Here is a 17,971-nt window from a genome sequence, read left to right as displayed (position 1 = left end):
GGCTTATTTCAGGTTACTGCGCCTGATAAATCTGGTCGAAAACGCCACCGTCATTGAAGAATTTCGGCTGTGCGGTTTTCCACCCGCCGAAGTCCTTGTCGATGGTCACCAGGTCCAGTGTCGGGAACTGCTTGCTGTACTTGGCGGCCACTTCCTTGTCACGTGGACGATAGAAGTTTTTCGCCGCAATTTCCTGGCCTGCCGGGCTGTACAGGTGCTTGAGGTACGCTTCGGCGATCTCGGTGTTGCCTTTTTTCTCAGCGTTTTTATCGACCAAGGCAACCGGCGGTTCGGCCAGGATCGACAGGGAAGGCACAACGATTTCGAATTTGTCGGCGCCACCATCTTCTTTCAACGCCAGAAACGCTTCGTTTTCCCAGGCCAACAACACGTCACCCTGACCGTTGTTGACGAAGGTAATGGTCGAACCGCGAGCGCCGGTGTCCAGCACAGGCACGTGCTTGAACAGGGTTTGCACGTATTCCTTGGCTTTGGCTTCGTTACCGCCGTTGGCTTTCAGGCCATAGGCCCAGGCTGCGAGGAAGTTCCAGCGCGCACCGCCCGAGGTTTTCGGATTCGGGGTGATGACCGACACGTCGTTCTTGACCAGATCGCCCCAGTCCTTGATGCCTTTAGGGTTGCCCTTGCGTACCAGGAACACGATGGTCGAGGTGTAAGGCGTGCTCGCCTCGGGAAGACGCTTCTGCCAGTCGACCGGCAGGGTCTTGCCGAGCTTGGCGATTTCGTCGATGTCACCGGCCAGGGCCAGCGTCACTACGTCGGCGCGCAGACCGTCGATCACAGCACGGCCTTGCTTGCCCGAGCCGCCGTGGGATTGCTGGATTTTCACCGAGTCGCCAGCGTGATCTTTCTGCCAGAACTTGACGAATTCGGCGTTGTAATCCTGGTACAGCTCACGGGTCGGGTCATACGACACGTTGAGCAATTCGTAATCCTTGGCAACCGCGGAACCAGCAAAAAGGGCACTGGCCAAGGCGGCCAAAGCGAATTGACGAATCGACGACATGGTGAAAGCTCCTGGAATTCTGATTGTGTTGGCTTTTTTATGGTGTGCTGGAATCGGGTTGCCGGTGGTTTAGCTCGGTTTGTTGCTCGGATTCTGCAAACGGAATTTCTCTTTGCGTTCGATCTGGACTACCTGTGCGTTGTGCACGGTAATTTCCACGGCGCCAAAGCGCAGATCGCGCAGTGCACTCTGGATCTCACGCAAGATGGTGGCTTCGTCTTGACCGTCAACGCTACGTAGGGATGCGCTCATGGTGCTGCTCCTTAGACTGAGAGATTGCCTGGCAGCGGGGGCACTGCTTGCGGCGTGAGAGCAATAGTAGAGACGCGCGGATATTCTTAAAAAGACTATTTAAGAATGTTTATATAACCAGAAACGATTTTCTGACAGGACAAGGGCTTGGGAACGATTGGTTGCTTGAAAAGCAAAAGATCGCAGCCTCGTTTCACTCGACAGGTCCTACTGGAGTACGGATTTCCATGTAGGAGCTGTCGAGTGAAACGAGGCTGCGATCTTTTTCGGCTTAACGAATTTCCGGCGCGTGAGCCCAATCCAGTTGTTGGTCCGGCACCGGACGCCCAAACCAGTAGCCCTGACCCAGAGTGCAGTCCTGTTCGAGCAGGAAGCGCGCCTGCTCGACCTGCTCGATCCCCTCGGCATGCACCTGCATCCCCATGCTTCGCGCCAGCGCGATAATCACCCGCACGATGGCCGCGTCATCCTCATCCCACGGCAGACCGGCGACAAAGCCCTGATCGATCTTGAGCTTCTGCACCGGTAAACGCTTGAGTCGCAACAACGACGAATAGCCGGTGCCGAAGTCATCGATGGCTAACCGCACACCCAATTCGCGCAAGCGATGCATCTGCTCCAGGGCCACTTCAGGATCGTCCATCACTGCGCTTTCAGTGACTTCCAGCTCCAGATACGCCGGATCCAGCCCAGTCTCGCGCAGCACCTGAGCCACCTGTTGATACAACTCACGACGGGCAAACAAACGGGATGAAACATTCACCGCGACAAATGACAACGCCACACCCGCGGCTTGCCAGCGGCACATCTGCTCACAGGCCTGACGCATGACCCAGGCATCGATCGCGGCAATCAGCCCGGTGCGCTCGGCAATGGGGATGAACTCTGCCGGCGACACCAACCCGCGCTGCGGATGTTGCCAGCGAACCAGCGCCTCGACGCCGATCAGGCGACTGGACTTGAGGTCGTGCACCGGCTGGTAGTAAACCCGTAGCTCTTGCTGCTCCAGGGCGCGGCGCAGCTCGAAACCGATTTCCACTCGCTGCTGGGCGTGCGCGGTCAATTCTTCGGTGTACAAGGCGTAGCCATCGCGACCCGCGCTCTTGGCCTTGAACAGCGCTGAATCGGCGTTTCGCAATAGCTGCTCGGCGCTCAAGGCATCACTGGGAAACAGGCTGATGCCAATGCTGGCGTTGACAAAGAGCCGATGCCCCTCGATATGAAGCGGCTCACGAAGTTCATCGATGATGCGCTGGGCCAGCGACCCGGCGTGCACCAGTTGTGGACAACTCTCGGCGAGCACGGCGAACTCGTCTCCGCCCAGGCGTGCCAGGGTAATGCCCGGGTCGAGCAGGGCTTTCAAGCGTTCGGCCACAGCCTTGAGTAATTGGTCGCCGATCGTGTGCCCGAGGCCGTCGTTGATCATCTTGAAATGATCCAGATCGATCAGTAGCAACGCGCAGCCGCGTTTGTGCAGTTGCGCCGACGCCAGCGCCTGCTCGGCGCGGTCGGTGAAAAGCAAACGGTTCGGCAGCGTGGTCAGCGGATCGTGGCTGGCCAGGTACTTGAGCTCATGCTCGGAATTCTTGATCGCACTGATGTCTGAAAACACAGCGACGTATTGGCTGAGTTGGCGCTGCTCGTCGCGAATGATGCGGATGGTCTGCCATTGCGGGTAAATCTCGCCGCTTTTACGACGGTTCCAGATTTCCCCGCTCCACTCACCGGTGCCGTCCAGGGTGGCAAACATCTGCTGATAGAACGCTGGCGGGTGATGACCAGACTTGAACATGTTCGGGCGCTGGCCCAGCACTTCTTCGCGCTGATAGCCGGTAATTTCCATGAACGCCCGGTTCACGTGGACGATCAGGCCTTTGCTGTCAGTGACAAGCACACCTTCGCGGGTGCAATCGAACACCGCAGCCGCCTGACGCAAGCGCTCGCGGTCTTCACTGCGCTCGCGCAATTTGGCGCCGATCCCCAGGCAGCGGAACAAACGCGCTCGGGCAATGAAGATCAGCCCCGCACTGAACGCCACCCAGAGGTAACCGTTGATCAGTTGCCATCGCAGTAACTCAGTGGAGTTATCGAAGAAACTGTTCAATAGCTGGCCGCTAAACTGGAGCCAGACGACGGAAAGCACCAGGTAAAGCAGCGCAGCACGCAAGGCATCGCGATATGTGGCAGACATTCGACTGTCCATGTCCCTACAAATTGGTTGGAATTATATGCCAAAGAAACATCCCGCCACTCTTATCTGAAAGGGCGACTGGTTTTATCTGTGGGCTTAGTGATAATGCAACGGCTGTTTTTTTCTTTATCGAGGGCCCTATAGCCTATGTGGTACGAAGGTTTTCTCGGCTTGTCGCCCTGGTCACTGGTGGCAGTCACCCTGCTGATGACCCATGTCACGATTGTCGGCGTCACGGTCTATCTGCATCGTTATTCAGCCCATCGCTCGCTCGAGCTCAATGCTGGCCTGAAACATTTCTTCCGCTTCTGGCTGTGGCTGACCACGGCGCAGAACACCCGCGAGTGGACGGCTATCCACCGCAAGCATCACGCCAAATGCGAAACTGTCGATGACCCGCACAGTCCGGTCATCAAGGGCCTGTCCACGGTTCTGCGCAAAGGTGCCGAACTGTACCGCGCCGAAGCGGAAAACCCTGAGACCCTGCGCATCTACGGCAAGAACTGCCCCGAAGACTGGATCGAACGCAACCTTTACAGCCGCTACCCGCTGCTGGGCGTTGGGATTATGGCGCTCATCGACCTCATGCTGTTCGGCACCATCGGCATCACCATCTGGGCGATCCAGATGATGTGGATCCCGGTGTGGGCCGCCGGCGTGGTCAACGGTTTGGGTCATGCCATCGGCTATCGCAACTTCGAATGCCGCGACGCGGCGACCAATCTGGTGCCATGGGGCATCCTGATCGGCGGCGAAGAACTGCATAACAATCATCACACCTATCCTAATTCGGCAAAATTGTCGGTGAAGAAGTGGGAATTCGACCTAGGCTGGGCCTGGATCCAGGTTTTCAGCTTCTTCCGCCTGGCCAAGGTCCAGCGGGTTGCGCCGATCGCCCACCGTGTGGAAGGTAAAGGAAGCCTGGACATGGACACTGCCATGGCCATCCTCAACAACCGTTTCCAGATCATGGCCCAGTACCGCAAGCTGGTCATCGCGCCGCTGGTCAAGCAAGAACTGGAAAAGGTCGATCACTCGGTCCGCCACCAGTTCCACCGCGCCAAGCGCCTGCTTTCGCGGGAAACCAGCCTGCTGGATGAAAAACACCACGTGCGCATCCAGAACATGCTCGAGCACAGTCAGGCGCTGAAGGTAATTTACGAGAAACGCCTGGCCTTGCAGCAGATCTGGGTCAAGACCAGCTCAAATGGTCACGACATGCTGGCCGCCATCAAGGACTGGGTTCACGAGGCTGAAGCCAGCGGGATTCAGTCCCTGCGCGACTTCGCCGACCAGTTGAAGACCTACTCCCTGCGCCCCGCCGCTGCCTGACGCCGTTGATCGGTGCGCCCCGTTCGCGGGCGCACCCTCAGGAACTTCGTTCCAAATCGCCTATCTCAAAGACACTTCGCCACCCCCGGCGGGCTTCGTTGTCGCCGCGTTCGAACCTCGAGCGGCCCATGCCCTTTGAGATTTGTCCCAATGGTCCCTAAAAACCTGCACGACTCATCGCTCACACAATCACCCGACACCGCGCAAACCCTGATGGCGCTGATGCATGCCCAGGGCGAAGTCGCCAGACTGAGTGAACGCGAACAGCTGTTCAGCTCACTGCTGGTGAGCGTCAACGCGGTGCTTTGGGCCTTCAATTGGGAAACCCGCCAGGTGCTCTATGTCAGCCCGGCCTATGAGCGCCTTTTCGGCCGTTCCGCTGGCCTGTTGCTGTCCGATTACAACCAATGGCGCGACAGTATTTACCCTGATGATCTGGAGTACGCCGAGCGCAGCCTGGCCGAAGTACTGGAGAAAGGGGCCGTTGAAGACCGCGAGTACCGCATCATCGCCGCCGACGGCCAGGTGCGCTGGATCAGCGACAAGTGCTTCATCAATCGCCAGGCTGAACCGGGCCAACCGGTGATCATCGTCGGCATCGCCGAGGACATCACGGAAAAGAAACGTATGGAGGCGGAATTGCAGCGACTGGCCACCACCGATGTGCTGACTCAAAGCAGCAACCGACGCCACTTCTTCGAATGCGCTCAGCACGAGTTTGCGCAAGCGTGCAAGCAAGGCGCGCCGATGGCGTTCCTGCTGCTCGACATTGATGATTTCAAATTAGTGAACGACACCTACGGCCATCAAACCGGCGACATAGTGCTGCAACGAATCGCCGAGAGTGGTCGTGCCGCATTACGCCGGGGCGATCTGTTCGGGCGAATCGGTGGGGAGGAGTTCGCCGCTGTCTTCCCGGGCTGCGCCCCTGACATGGCCATGCAAGTGGCCGAACGCCTGCAGCGGATGATTCAACAGTTGAGCTTCAGTCATGACGACAAGACGTTCGGTATCACTGTCAGCCAGGGCCTGACCAGCCTGACCGCAGAAGACCAAAGCCTCGACGGTCTTTACGCCCGCGCGGATGCCGCGATGTATGAAGCCAAGCGCCAGGGCAAGAACCGCATCATCTCCGGCTGATCCCAACCTCAGGCGAAACACAAGACCAATGGTGGGAGCGAGCTTGCTCGCGATGAGGGAGTCACACCCAACATTGATGTTGGCTGATAGTCCGCTATCGCGAGCAGGCTCGCTCCCACAGGGTTATGTGTAGTGCTTATTTTTTGCGCAAGCGCATCAACTCCGGCAGCCCGATCTTGAGTAGCCGCGCCGTTCGGCTCTTGGCCAACGCCTCGATGCCCTCATGCTCAGTCAGACGCGCCAATTGCGCCGCCATGTTCATCACCAAGGCCTCGCGGGAGTAAACCCCGCCACCGAGCTGGTAGACCGCTGCAATCAGCTCTCGCAACTCCAGCGGCAGACGCCAGCGCGTGCGCAAGGCCGAACCGTACGCTGCGCCGAACTCGGCCAGGGCATCCCCAACCTCCTCCCACTCATCCAGCTCACCGCCGGCCTGCTTCCATTCCTGCAGACACCTCAACAGCGCCAGATCGCCGAGGCAGTGCAATATGCCCGCGCAGTAACAACGTTCCTGATCCAGATCGAGCAAGCGCGCCAGCGTCCGCGCGTATTCAGCGGTGTGCAGCGACAGGTCCCAATAACGCTCGGCGTAGTCGGCCAGAAATGGATCGCTGAGCCGGGCGCTGCGTTTGAGCGCCAGCCCCAGTATCAGGTTCATGCTTTGCGCGGTGCCCAAGCGGTGCAACGCCTGGCCCAAGGTCTGGACCGGATCGCCAAGGTGCTGCGCCGCGCTGTTGGCTGCCGCGATCAGCACCGCGGTGATCTGTGGGTCGGTGCGGATTTCGCCTTCCAGGCGGTTAAGGTCCAAGCCATTGGGATTGAGGCTGCGGTTAACCGCCACCTGCACGTCGGTCATCAGCGGCGCACCCTCGGCCAGTTCACGACGCCGCTCCAGGTACACCGACAAAGTCATGCCTGGCGCCAGCGTTTGCACCTCACAGGCCACCTCCTCCCCAGCATTCACCAGCAAATCCTGCAGGCGATGGGTCAGGCTTTCCATGTTCAGGGGTTTGGTCAGGTACGCCGCAGGCGCCAGGGGCAGTGCTTCACGCACGCTGGCGCTGTCGTTGCGACTGCTCATCAGGATGAAGGGCAGCGGTGGATTGCGCTTGCGTTGGCGCACGTTGCGCAAGACATTCAGGCCATCGATACCAGGCAGCTCCCAATCGACGATCACCAGATCGTAGGGATTGTCCGCCAGGAGGCGCAACGCTTCCTGGCCATCGGCGCACAGGTCCAACCGTGCGTCGCAGCGCACATTCAACAACACATGCTTGAGCAGATCCCGAGACCAGGGGTCGGCCTCGGCAATCAGCACACGCGGTACAGCCGGTAATACCACAGCGGTCATCTGCACGCTCCCTTGCGATGCTTGTACCTTAGTCGACGCGGATTATTTGAAACGAGGCGTCTATTTTGAGGGACAAAAAAACCCGCCGAAGCGGGTTTTTTGTCGATCAGCTCACATTTTCATGTAAGCACTTTAGATCAAAGCTCAGAGAAGCACTCTTCAATGATGGCCAGACCTTTGTCCAATTGCTCGTCCGGCGAAGTCAGCGGTACCAGGACGCGCAGAACGTTGCCGTAGGTGCCGCAGGACAGCAGGATCAGACCCTTGTCACGCGCCTTGGCGACAACAGCGGCGACCGCTGGAGCGTTCGGCTTGTGGCTGTCGCCGTCAACGAACAGCTCGACCGCGATCATCGCGCCCAGGGCACGGACTTCACCGATCACCGGGTACTTGGCCTGAATGGCCTTGAGGCCAGTCACCAGACGCTCGCCGACAGCCTTGCAACGGTCCAGCAGGTGCTCTTCTTCGAACACTTCCATCACGGCCAAGGCCGCGGCGCAAGCAATCGGGCTACCAGCGTAGGTGCCGCCCAGGCCGCCTGGAGCAATGGCGTCCATGTATTCGGCTTTACCGCACACACCGGCCAGCGGGAAGCCGCCAGCGATGGATTTGGCGAAGGTGGTCAGGTCGGCAGCAACGCCCATCTGTTCCATGGCGAAGAAAGTGCCGGTACGGCCAGCGCCAGTCTGCACTTCGTCAGCGATCAACAGGATGCCGTGCTGGTCGCACAGGGCACGCAGACGCTTCATGAACTCTTTCGGCGCGACGTAGAAACCGCCTTCGCCCTGAACCGGCTCGATGATGATGGCGGCGATGTCACGCGGCTCGGCGTCGTTCTTGAAGATGCGTTCAATGCTGGCGATCGAATCGTCGATGCTCACACCGTGCAGCTCGTTCGGGTACAGCGCGCGGAAGATGCCGCCTGGCATCAGGCCCATGCCGGCCGAGTAAGGCACGACTTTACCGGTCAGGCCCAGGGTCATCATGGTACGACCGTGGTAAGCGCCGGTGAAGGCGATCACGCCGGCACGGCCAGTGGCAGCACGGGCGATCTTCACGGCGTTTTCAACGGCTTCGGAACCGGTGGTCACCAGCAGGGTTTTCTTGGCGAAATCACCTGGAACCTTGGCGTTGATTTTTTCGCACACTTCTACGTACGGCTCGTAAGCCAGTACCTGGAAGCAAGTGTGGGTCAGCTTGTTCAGCTGCTCGGTCACGGCGGCGATGATTTTCGGGTGCACGTGGCCGGTGTTCAGCACAGCGATACCGCCGGCGAAGTCGATGAACTCGCGACCTTCAACGTCAGTCACGGTGGCGTTCTTCGCGGACTCGGCGAAGATCGGGTGAATCTGGCCAACACCGCGTGGTACAGCGGCTTCGCGGCGTTTCATCAGGGATGCGTTAGTCTTGCTCATAAAGTCCTCATTCACCGCTCATCGGGCGGCGTGGTTCAAGGAAAATGCGGCGGGGAGGCACCTACGGCAGCATGCGATGATCGACTGCCATAGCGTTCCCGGCCACAGAGAAAATTCCATTTGAAGCACGCAAAGGGACAGCGCTCTCGTGCCCTTTGCGTTTAAAGCAATGCCTTGCCGGTTCTTGTCTTGCGAGCTTAGATGCCCAGGCAGAGGTATTTGATTTCCAGGTAATCTTCGATGCCGTACTTGGAGCCCTCACGGCCCAGGCCCGACGCCTTGATGCCGCCGAACGGCGCGACTTCGTTGGAGATCAACCCGGTGTTGACGCCGACCATGCCGTATTCCAGGGCTTCAGCCACACGGAACACACGGCCCAGGTCGCGAGCATAGAAGTACGACGCCAGACCGAATTCGGTGTCGTTGGACATCGCGATCACTTCGGCTTCGTCTTTGAAGCGGAACAGCGGCGCCAATGGACCGAAGGTTTCTTCCTTGGCCACGGCTGCGTTCTTCGGCACGTTGGTCAGGATGGTCGGCTCGAAGAAGTTGCCTTCCATGACCTTGCCACCGGCCAGCACGGTTGCGCCTTTGCTGATCGCGTCAGCAATGTGCTCTTGAACCTTGGCCACGGCTTTTTCGTCGATCAACGGGCCAGTGGTGGTGCCTTCTTCCAGACCGTTGCCGATCTTGAGTTTGGCCACGGCCACTTTCAGCTTCTCGGCGAACGCGTCGTAGACCGAATCCTGAATGTACAGACGGTTGGCGCAGACGCAGGTCTGGCCGTTGTTGCGGTACTTGGAAATGATCGCGCCTTCGACGGCCTTATCCAGGTCCGCGTCGTCGAACACGATGAACGGCGCGTTGCCGCCCAGTTCCAGGGAAACCTTTTTGATGTCCTTGGCGCATTCAGCCATCAGCTGACGACCGATTTCGGTCGAGCCAGTGAAGGACAATTTACGCACGATCGGGTTGCTGGTCAGCTCGCTGCCGATGTCGCCGGCGCTGCCGGACACAACGCTGAACACACCATTCGGAATGCCGGCACGCTGGGCCAGTTCAGCCAAAGCAAACGCCGAGAACGGGGTTTGCGAAGCAGGCTTGAGCACCATGGTGCAACCGGCGGCCAGGGCCGGGCCGGCTTTACGGGTGATCATTGCAGCCGGGAAGTTCCACGGGGTGATTGCAGCGGTCACGCCGATTGGCTGCTTGATCACGATCAAGCGCTTGTCTGGCTGGTGGCCCGGAATCACGTCACCGTAGACGCGCTTGGCTTCTTCGGCGAACCACTCGATAAAGGAAGCGGCGTAAACGATTTCGCCCTTGGCTTCGGCCAATGGCTTGCCCTGTTCCAGGGTCATCAGGCGAGCGAGGTCGTCCTGGTTTTCGATGATCAGTTCGAACCAGCGACGCAGCTTGTTCGCACGGTCCTTGGCGGTCAGTGCACGCCAGGCCGGCAGCGCTTTGTCAGCGGCTTCGATTGCACGGCGGGTTTCGGCAGCGCCCATTTTCGGCACAGTACCCAGAATTTCGCCCGTTGCCGGGTTGTTGACCTTGATCGTCTGACCATTGTCCGCATCGACCCAAGCGCCATCGATAAAGGCTTGCTGGCGGAACAACTGGGTGTCTTTAAGCTGCATGTCGGCTTTCCTTAACAGCACCGCGACCAGCGCGGAGCGAATTATGATTGTAGAAAGGCGCCTCAAAGGCTGCCGTCAGGGAAATCATTCACCGGGCTGAAGCACATAAATAGCGCACTGATTGAAACTCGTGCGGTTCAGCACCCAGACAAGAGCGTTTGAAATCTCAAACGAATCCTAGGATCAAAGGGGGTAAAGGACAATAGCCTGTTCGAAAAAAAGAACGAAAACGCCGCATTTGCCCAATTTTTCTGATCAACGTAGCAAACGGTTGTTACGGTTGCGAAAACCATCGTCGATTCAGCAGCATGGACGCCCGCAGTGCATATGAGTATCATGGCGCCCGCTTGCACCAGTAGCTCAGCTGGATAGAGTACTGCCCTCCGAAGGCAGGGGTCGTGGGTTCGAATCCCGCCTGGTGCACCATACGTCGTAAATGAAAAAGCCTCAGATCTTAGGGTCTGGGGCTTTTTTGTGCGTGTTGTCTCTGAGCAGGGCAACCAGATTTGGGTCCAGTTCTGGTTTACTCCGTCGTCCAATCAAACTCGTCGTACTCATCATCCTCTTCGTCCTCGACCTCTTCATCGTCAAGGACGTCTTCCTCAAGAGCCTCTGCTTCCTGCTGCGCAAGAAGAAACTCCTTACGACTCTCGGTAATTGCCCGCCTCATCTCCTCCCCTTTCACAGGGCAGTTGAGCATTTGGGCGATGCGATCGATTTTTTTCGCCACGGCTTCCTCCAACGCATCGGCTATGGCCCGATAGTGCGCGCTTTCGGGCCTTGTTGCCAAATGGCCGACCGCTTTGCGTTTCAATTTTCCTGCAATTGCTTGAGTCTGGCCGTGAGGTTTTCCTTGGGAAAGCGTTTGTGCAATGTCGCCATCAGGTCAGCCGCCGCTTGAGCCTGACCTGCTTTTTGCAAGCGGATCACTTCCCTTAATTGATCGTTGATAAACTTTGCCGGCGCCATCACCGGGGGCTTGCTGACCTTTGCTTCGTCAGCCATTTCAGCGCTGATCGATTCGGTCTGCGCGGGGGCGGCAAAGTCGGCCATCGGCGCGGCTGGCGCTGGGGCAGACATCGCGCCAGCGGGAGCCGCGAGCGAACGCGCCAACTGCGCAGACTCCTTCTTGGCAACCGGGGCCGATGCTGTTGGTGCGGGTGCGGGTGCGGGTGCGAAGTCATAGCCTGGCACTTGCTCTGGCGTGCGTTGCACCAGCGCCAACATCAACGCGACACCCACGAGGCTGGCGAACGCGACTTGCCAGCGCGGTTTCTGGCAAGCCTTGACCCAGCGTTGCCAGAGATTCTGTTTCGGCGCAGGCGTTTCTCGGTGTGCGGCGGCCAGAATGAACGCATCAAGGTGCGCCGGGGGCTCATCGCGACTGTGTTCACGAAAATGCTGCAGCACTTGGTCTTCCGGTGTTTTGCGGGCGTCAGTCATGTCAGTACCTCCTCGGCCAGCAGCCGACGCAGTTTTTGCTGGGCGTAGCGCAAGCGGCTTTTCACCGTTTCCAGCGGTGTTTCGGTGAGGGTGGCGATCTGGGGGAAATCGAGATCGCTGTGGGCGCGTAGCAGGAACACTTCGCGCTGGTCGGCGGGCAGGTTTTGCAGGGCGGCTTCAAGGCGCTGACTGTCGCGGCTCAGGCTCAGCAGCTGCTCCGGATCGGTCGCCTCATCGATCACGGCGTGGGTTTGTTCGTCATAGCTGTCGTGCAAAGGGTTGTGAATGCCATGTTTGCGCCAGTGATCGATCAGTCGGTTACGGGCAATCTGGTAGAGCCACGTACGAAAGTTCGCCCGGCCCTGTGGCTGACTGGTGCTGCGGATCAGGCTCAGCCAGGTTTCCTGGTAAACCTCTTCAGCCAGTTCGGGCTTGCCACTCAGGCCAAGCAGGAATCGATAAAGCCCCTGGCGGTGACGGGCGTACAAAATCTCGAACGCCGGCCCGTCGCCCGCACGATAGCGGGCCAGCAATGATTCGTCGTTCGGCTCAAGCGCTGACATGTCAGTTGTAGCCTCCCTTCAGCGGCTCACTGTTGGAGGCCGTTGTGGTGCGCAGGCTTTGCGCCAACTCCACCAGTTGCACGAACTCTGCCCGCAGACCGAAACGGTCGTCACCCCGTGCACCGCGCGCCAGGGCCTCGGTGTCCTTCAGACTGAAATCACCGGTATATCGTCCATCCTTCAGTTGCTGGGAAAAAGCCGCCACGGCTGCTGCAAATCGCAGGTCATCACTGACTTTTCCGACCGAATCACCCGCAATCGGCCGTTCGATCAAGCGACTATTCCCACCTTCCGGCAACTGATAACGCACGCGTAACATCGCCAGTTCTCCGGTATTCCCGGAAACAACCGACTCCGACTGGCCATAGCGCAACGGCTCCAGCCAGCCCTTCTCGCCCTTGGGTACGATTTCATACAGCGCGGTCACCGTATGCCCTGCACCGATTTCGCCGGCATCAACTTTGTCGTTGCTGAAATCCTCACGCTTGAGCGTCCGATTCTCATACCCCAACAGTCGATACTCGCTGACCTGAGCCGGGTTGAATTCCACCTGCAGCTTCACGTTCTTCGCCACCACTGCGAGGGTTGATCCGAGTTGATCCACCAGCACTTTGCGCGCCTCGCGCAGGTTGTCGATGTAGGCGTAATTACCGTCGCCGGCGTCGGCCAGTTGCTCCATCAGGTGTTCATTGTAGTTATCCACACCGAAACCCAGGGTGGTCAGGGAAACGCCGGTCTTGCGTTTATCCACAGCCATTTGCTTGAGGCTGTCGAAATCGCTGACGCCGACGTTGAAGTCACCGTCGGTGGCCAGCAGGATGCGGTTGATGCCCTTGGGAATGAAGGCCTGCTGCGCCATTTGATAGGCCAGATCGATGCCAGAGGCGCCAGCGGTGGAGCCGCCAGCGTTCAGTTGATCGATCGCGGTACGAATTTTCGCTTTCTCGCGACCGGACGTTGGCTCCAGTACCACACGCGAATCGCCGGCATAGACCACCAGTGAAACGCGGTCCTGCTCGCGCAATTGATCGACCAGCAACTTCAGCGTGCTTTTGACCAGCGGCAAACCCTCGCGGCGGTCCATCGAACCGGACACATCCACCAAAAACACCAGGTTGGCCGGGGCCAGTTCCGCCACCGCGCGGTCAGACGCCTTGATGCCTATACGCAACAATCGGGTATGTGGGTTCCATGGCGATGGCGCCAGCTCAGTGGTCACACCGAAGGGCGAGCCATCGGTGGGCAGCGCGTAATCGTAGGGAAAGTAATTGACCATTTCCTCGAGTCGCACCGCGCCTTCCGGTGGCAGCCGACCATGATTCAGCAAGCCGCGGACATTGGCGTAAGCGCCGGTATCGACATCGGCGCTGAAGGTCGAGACCGGCGCTTCTGCGACGCTGTGAATCGGGTTATCCGCCAGCGCTTGGTACTGCTCGCGCGGCTCATCGCGATAACCGGACGCAGCAACCTCTGGCGCGAAGCTCGCCATCGGTGCCGGACGTACGCTGCGTTTAGCCATGGACGCATCTGCCGCAACGGGCTCGCTGCGCACCAATGCTTCAGTCGTCATTGCACCTTGAGCCGGCGGCGCCACCTCAGCGGGTTCAGGCTTGGAGGAAACGCCGCAACCGCCAACGGACAGCAACAACCCGATGGCGAAACCCTGGGCGGCCGGGCGGAGGAAATGCAGGGGGAGGAACATGGGGGCTGACCTCAGGAGGAAATTGATCCATTCATCCTCTGAGACGGACAGCCCGACAGGTTCGGGTTAAACCGCAGTGAAAAGAATCTTCAGCGGTGATAACGCCGCACCACGCTGCTGTTTCTCAGCACATGGTCTTTGATCTTTTCCATCAGCTGTGCGCGGGTAAGGCCAGCAGGCAAGGCGTCCGGGGCCAGGTCCAGGGCAAAAATCTGGATGATGTAGTGGTGCGCGCTATCACCGATCGGCGGACAAGGACCGATATAGCCCGTGGTGCCTTTGACGTTCATGCCGCCGACGCCTTCCAGGGCGGATTTGGCGCCGACACCGGCCGGGATCTGGTGGGTGGTCGGTTTGATGCCGTAAAGCACCCAGTGATCGACACCCTGGCCTTTCGCTCCGTCGGGGTCATGCATGACGATGGCGTAACTGAGGGTGCCCGCCGGGCCGGCGGTCCAGTTCAAGGCCGGTGACTGGTTGTGCCCGCCACAATTGGGCGCGTCACTGGCGGCGGCCGAGGTGAACAGGCGGTCATCGGTGACGCCTGGGATGTTCAGGGTGAAACGTTCCTGGGCCTGCACTGGCAGTTGCACACATAGGGCGACAGCAACGGCCGCCAGCCAAGGGTTCAAAGAGGTCAATCGGGTCATTCCGGAGCACCTTGTGCGGATGGGGCCGTCGTCGGCTTGCGAACTATAGCTGTACCGTTCGTGCGGTGGCAGCAGGAATTGGCTGAACCTCTAAACAAGCGCCAAACTCAATAGGTGAAACGCCTGTCTGGAGACCGATCATGGCACTGCAACGCGTCGCCCGTTTCACCGATGTGCCCGAAAATCGTGGCCTTGAAGTCCAGATCGGGCAAACCAAAATTGTATTGCTGCGCGTCGGCGATCAATTACGCGCATTTCAGGGCGAATGCCCACACGCCGGTGCACCGCTGGCAGAAGGGGCACTGTGCCATGGGCGCCTGATCTGTCCTTGGCACAAGGCAGCGTATCGGATCGAAGACGGCGCATTATGTGAACCTCCGTCGCTGGACAGTCTCAAGCGTTATCCGCTTGAAGTACGCGAAGGCGAGGTCTGGGTCGACGATCAGCCGATGAGCGATGCTCACACTCCCCCCGCGGACGATGAACGCACGTTCGCCATCGTCGGTGCCGGCGCGGCAGGCACAGCCTGTGCGGCGGCCTTGCGCGAAAAGGGCTTCGGCGGTCGCATCGTCCTGATCGATCGGGAACCCGAAGCCGGTTACGACCGCACGGTGTTGAGCAAATTCGTGATTGCCGGTGAAATGCCACCGCAAGAAGTCCCGCCGCTGCGTGATGCGAGCTATTACCAAACGCAGCGTATTGAGCAGCTGCACGGCGAAGTGGCACGTCTGGATTGCGCCAACAAGACTTTGCACTTTGTTGACGGACAATCGCTAAGTTACGACGCGGCATTGCTGGCAACCGGCGGTACGCCAAAACCACTGGCCGTGCCAGGCGCCGAACTGCCGCAAGTCTTCCTGCTGCGCTCCAGGGATCAGGCCCGGCGGATTCTGGACGCGGCAAAACCCGGTCAGAAAGCGCTCATCATCGGTGACAGTTTTATTGCCATGGAATCCGCGTCAGCCCTGCGTGAATACGGGCTGGACGTCACGGTCCTGGCTCGCCACGCAGTACCGTTCGCCAAGCAGTTCGGCGAAACCGTAGGCAAGGCAATTCGCGCCCGGCATCAGGCTCACGGCGTGGTGTTTCACACCGATGGCGAGGTCGTGCGCATCGAAGGAGCAGACAAGGTCGAAGCGGTGCATCTGGACAACGGCCAACGATTGCCCGCGGACCTGGTGCTGGTCGGCATTGGCGTGACACCCGCAACCGAGGCGTTTGCCGATCTGCCCAAGGCAAAGGATCAGTCGCTGCAGGTCGATGGCGGCATGCGTGTGACTGATGGGCTCTGGGCCGTCGGGGATATCGCGACCTTCCCGCTCAACGGTCAGCCGCAACGGATCGAACACTGGCGCCTGGCCCAGCAACAGGCACGCATCGCCGCGTCGAACATGCTGGGTGGCGACGAGCATTACCTGGATGTGCCGTATTTCTGGACCTGGCACTTCGGGAAAAACTACGACTACCTCGGCCACGCCGAATCCTGGGACGAGGTCGAGTTCAAGGGCGATCCCAACCATCCGCCCTTTATCGGCCTGTTCAGCAAGAACGGCGTGGTGGCCGCCGCGGTGGCCTGCGATCAGGAGCGGGCGATGGCGATGCTGGCTGAGCGCATGAAACAACCGTTGCCGGTGGATGAGGCGTGGCGGCTGATTCGGGACGAGGATTAGTCTTCAAAAACACCCGGACAGCAAAACGCCCGGCGTCTGCATTGCGCAGAAGCTGGGCGTTTTGTTGAAGCCAGCGGTTTATTGAACCTGTGGCTCGCCGGCGAATTTGCTCATCATGAAGCTGACAAACTCTTCAAAGGTCATTTTCTGGCCATTGAATTCCACCTTGTTGTTGGCGTAGTGCAATTTGCTGACGATATTGTTGCCATCCAGTTTGGCCAACTGCGTGCCGACCGCCATGCTGCTGAACATATCCGAGGTCGCAGTCGCCTGGTCGGCAATCAGCTTGGCGTCGGTCTGGCCGTCGATTTGCGACTGCACGGTGAGCAAGTCAACGAGCATAGGCTTGGACACTTGCACATTGACATCGAGCAACGCGATCAACTGTTGGATCAGTTGCTCCGACGGCAAGTCCATGGACTGTGGCTTGGTCAAGTCGAGCACCAGATTGGCGCGGCTTTCACCATTGGTGGATTTGAACGACAGATTCTCCAAAGCAACCTGCGGGCCGGCGGCGAGCAGTTTTTCCAGGCCGGATTTGACCTGTGCGTCTTCTTCCGGAGTCAAGACCAGCTCTGGAGCCGGCTCGCCAGCGGCAGCGGCTTCGGCGGCGGCTTTCTCGTACGGCTGCAGTTTGGTCTGATAGATCTGCATCAGCGACATGGTCGCCGGAATGTCGAGGTTCTTCAGGCTCATGGCCAACTGCGCAGAACCGAACGCCTTGCCGTTCAGGGAGACTTCGTCAACTTTGTAATCAGCACGCCCCGAAGCGCTGGTGCCCGACTCTTCCGTCTGGTTTTTCATCTCGAATTTCTTCAAGCCCAGGACGGATTGCTTGGCGCCGAAGGTGGTTTTGCTGTCGGTCAGCTCCAGGGTGTTCTCGCCGGTGTAGTAACCGTAGGTGCTTTTTATCAGGTTGCTGGCCACGGTCAGACCGCTCAGTTCAACTTTCACCGGTGTCTGGTCTTCAGCCACGGTGGTCAGCGTCATGCTGTCCATGTAACCGTTGGCCTTGATTTTTTGAGCCTGGGCGCTGGCAGCGACGTCAAGGTTCAGGCCAGAAAACTTCAGGTTGGACTTGGCATCCAGCGCTACGTCCAGCGGCAGCAATTCAAGCGTGCCGTTAGTGGAGTTGTCGTAGCCGATATTGACCAGTCCCTTGAGCGGCGACTGGTTCTTGGCTGCGGCAAACCATTTTTCCGTGGCTGCGGTTTTTTCAAGTTCGTAGTGACTGGTGGCCATGACCGGCAGCCATTTCAGCGACACCAGGCGCGAAAACGGCAGCGGGCCGTGCTCGATGTGATCGACGAAGAGCAATTCGACCGGGGTCTCGCCGAACATTTCACCCTCACCTTTGAGGCGATAGTGCGCGGTGCTGCTGAACACATGGCGCTCCAGCGAAACCAGCTCCAGCGACGCCGTGCCATTGGACCCCACCAGCGCGGCGTTCAGCTCTTTGTTGGCGTCGGCGATCGAGGAGTTGAGCACGCCTTCGATTTTGGTGCCGGTGTACCAGGCACCACCGGCGCTGATTGCACCGATGGCAACGACGATTCCAAGAAGCACGCCTGCTGATTTATTCATGTATTACCCAG

Annotated in this window: 15 protein-coding genes and 1 tRNA gene; 4 read left to right on the top strand and 12 right to left on the bottom strand. The window is 59.1% G+C overall.

Translation table 11 applies throughout. The annotated features are described in order from the left end of the window. Positions 1–13 precede the first annotated feature (13 nt). From K5K95_RS09840 to dibA, 3 genes are all read right to left on the bottom strand, one after another. A complete protein-coding gene (locus K5K95_RS09840; protein ID WP_222589289.1) occupies positions 14–1,027 on the bottom strand; it encodes a sulfate ABC transporter substrate-binding protein in 1,014 nt (337 codons plus the stop codon). Between the two features lie 69 nt (positions 1,028–1,096). Then, positions 1,097–1,279, bottom strand: coding sequence for a sulfur starvation response protein OscA (gene oscA, locus K5K95_RS09835; protein ID WP_007945260.1), 183 nt, complete (start codon positions 1,277–1,279; stop codon positions 1,097–1,099). Between the two features lie 271 nt (positions 1,280–1,550). Further along, positions 1,551–3,470 (bottom strand): phosphodiesterase DibA, encoded by a 1,920-nt coding sequence (gene dibA / locus K5K95_RS09830; RefSeq protein ID WP_222589288.1) that lies wholly within the window; start codon positions 3,468–3,470, stop codon positions 1,551–1,553. Positions 3,471–3,617: 147 nt separating this feature from the next. Between dibA and desA the strand changes: the two genes are divergently transcribed. Together desA and K5K95_RS09820 are read left to right on the top strand one after the other, a co-directional pair. After that, positions 3,618–4,802, top strand: a complete 1,185-nt coding sequence (gene desA, locus K5K95_RS09825) for a delta-9 fatty acid desaturase DesA (protein WP_222589287.1) — start codon at positions 3,618–3,620, stop codon at positions 4,800–4,802. Positions 4,803–4,952: 150 nt separating this feature from the next. Further along, complete coding sequence (locus K5K95_RS09820) at positions 4,953–5,942, top strand: GGDEF domain-containing protein (protein ID WP_222589286.1); 990 nt, start codon at positions 4,953–4,955, stop codon at positions 5,940–5,942. A 136-nt stretch (positions 5,943–6,078) separates the two neighbouring features. Here the strand turns inward: K5K95_RS09820 and K5K95_RS09815 are convergent, their stop codons facing one another. The 3 genes from K5K95_RS09815 to gabD form a co-directional block, all read right to left on the bottom strand. Further along, positions 6,079–7,293 (bottom strand): response regulator, encoded by a 1,215-nt coding sequence (locus tag K5K95_RS09815; protein WP_222589285.1) that lies wholly within the window; start codon positions 7,291–7,293, stop codon positions 6,079–6,081. 137 nt (positions 7,294–7,430) lie between these two features. Further along, the gene (gabT, locus tag K5K95_RS09810) at positions 7,431–8,708 is read right to left on the bottom strand and encodes a 4-aminobutyrate--2-oxoglutarate transaminase (protein WP_090177104.1); all 1,278 of its coding nucleotides are present in this window, start codon (positions 8,706–8,708) and stop codon (positions 7,431–7,433) included. A gap of 197 nt (positions 8,709–8,905) precedes the next feature. After that, a complete protein-coding gene (gabD, locus tag K5K95_RS09805; protein ID WP_054050229.1) occupies positions 8,906–10,348 on the bottom strand; it encodes an NADP-dependent succinate-semialdehyde dehydrogenase in 1,443 nt (480 codons plus the stop codon). A 349-nt stretch (positions 10,349–10,697) separates the two neighbouring features. Between gabD and K5K95_RS09800 the strand changes: the two genes are divergently transcribed. Then, positions 10,698–10,774: transfer RNA gene (locus K5K95_RS09800), tRNA-Arg, on the top strand. A gap of 97 nt (positions 10,775–10,871) precedes the next feature. On the opposite strand, the gene K5K95_RS09795 is transcribed toward K5K95_RS09800, so the two are convergent. From K5K95_RS09795 to K5K95_RS09775, 5 genes are all read right to left on the bottom strand, one after another. After that, positions 10,872–11,138, bottom strand: coding sequence for a hypothetical protein (locus K5K95_RS09795; protein WP_261398174.1), 267 nt, complete (start codon positions 11,136–11,138; stop codon positions 10,872–10,874). Between the two features lie 20 nt (positions 11,139–11,158). Continuing rightward, positions 11,159–11,791, bottom strand: a complete 633-nt coding sequence (locus tag K5K95_RS09790; protein ID WP_222589284.1) for a hypothetical protein — start codon at positions 11,789–11,791, stop codon at positions 11,159–11,161. Further along, positions 11,788–12,354 (bottom strand): RNA polymerase sigma factor, encoded by a 567-nt coding sequence (locus K5K95_RS09785; protein ID WP_222589283.1) that lies wholly within the window; start codon positions 12,352–12,354, stop codon positions 11,788–11,790. Before K5K95_RS09785 ends, K5K95_RS09790 begins: the two co-directional genes overlap by 4 nt. 1 nt (position 12,355) lies before the next feature. Next, entirely contained in the window at positions 12,356–14,056 is a 1,701-nt protein-coding gene (locus K5K95_RS09780; RefSeq protein WP_222589282.1) for a vWA domain-containing protein, read from the bottom strand. Between the two features lie 89 nt (positions 14,057–14,145). Next, the gene (locus K5K95_RS09775) at positions 14,146–14,706 is read right to left on the bottom strand and encodes a YbhB/YbcL family Raf kinase inhibitor-like protein (RefSeq protein ID WP_222589281.1); all 561 of its coding nucleotides are present in this window, start codon (positions 14,704–14,706) and stop codon (positions 14,146–14,148) included. Positions 14,707–14,846: 140 nt separating this feature from the next. On the opposite strand from K5K95_RS09775, the gene K5K95_RS09770 reads away from it, so the two are divergent. Further along, the gene (locus K5K95_RS09770) at positions 14,847–16,376 is read left to right on the top strand and encodes an apoptosis inducing factor family protein (RefSeq protein ID WP_222589280.1); all 1,530 of its coding nucleotides are present in this window, start codon (positions 14,847–14,849) and stop codon (positions 16,374–16,376) included. Positions 16,377–16,454: 78 nt separating this feature from the next. Here K5K95_RS09770 and K5K95_RS09765 read toward each other — a convergent pair whose 3' ends face one another. Then, entirely contained in the window at positions 16,455–17,960 is a 1,506-nt protein-coding gene (locus K5K95_RS09765) for a YdgA family protein (protein WP_222589279.1), read from the bottom strand. Positions 17,961–17,971 lie beyond the last annotated feature (11 nt).

Source organism: Pseudomonas sp. DR48 (assembly GCF_019823085.1).
Classification (GTDB): Bacteria; Pseudomonadota; Gammaproteobacteria; order Pseudomonadales; family Pseudomonadaceae; genus Aquipseudomonas.
This window is presented reverse-complemented; position numbering and strand designations above follow the sequence as displayed.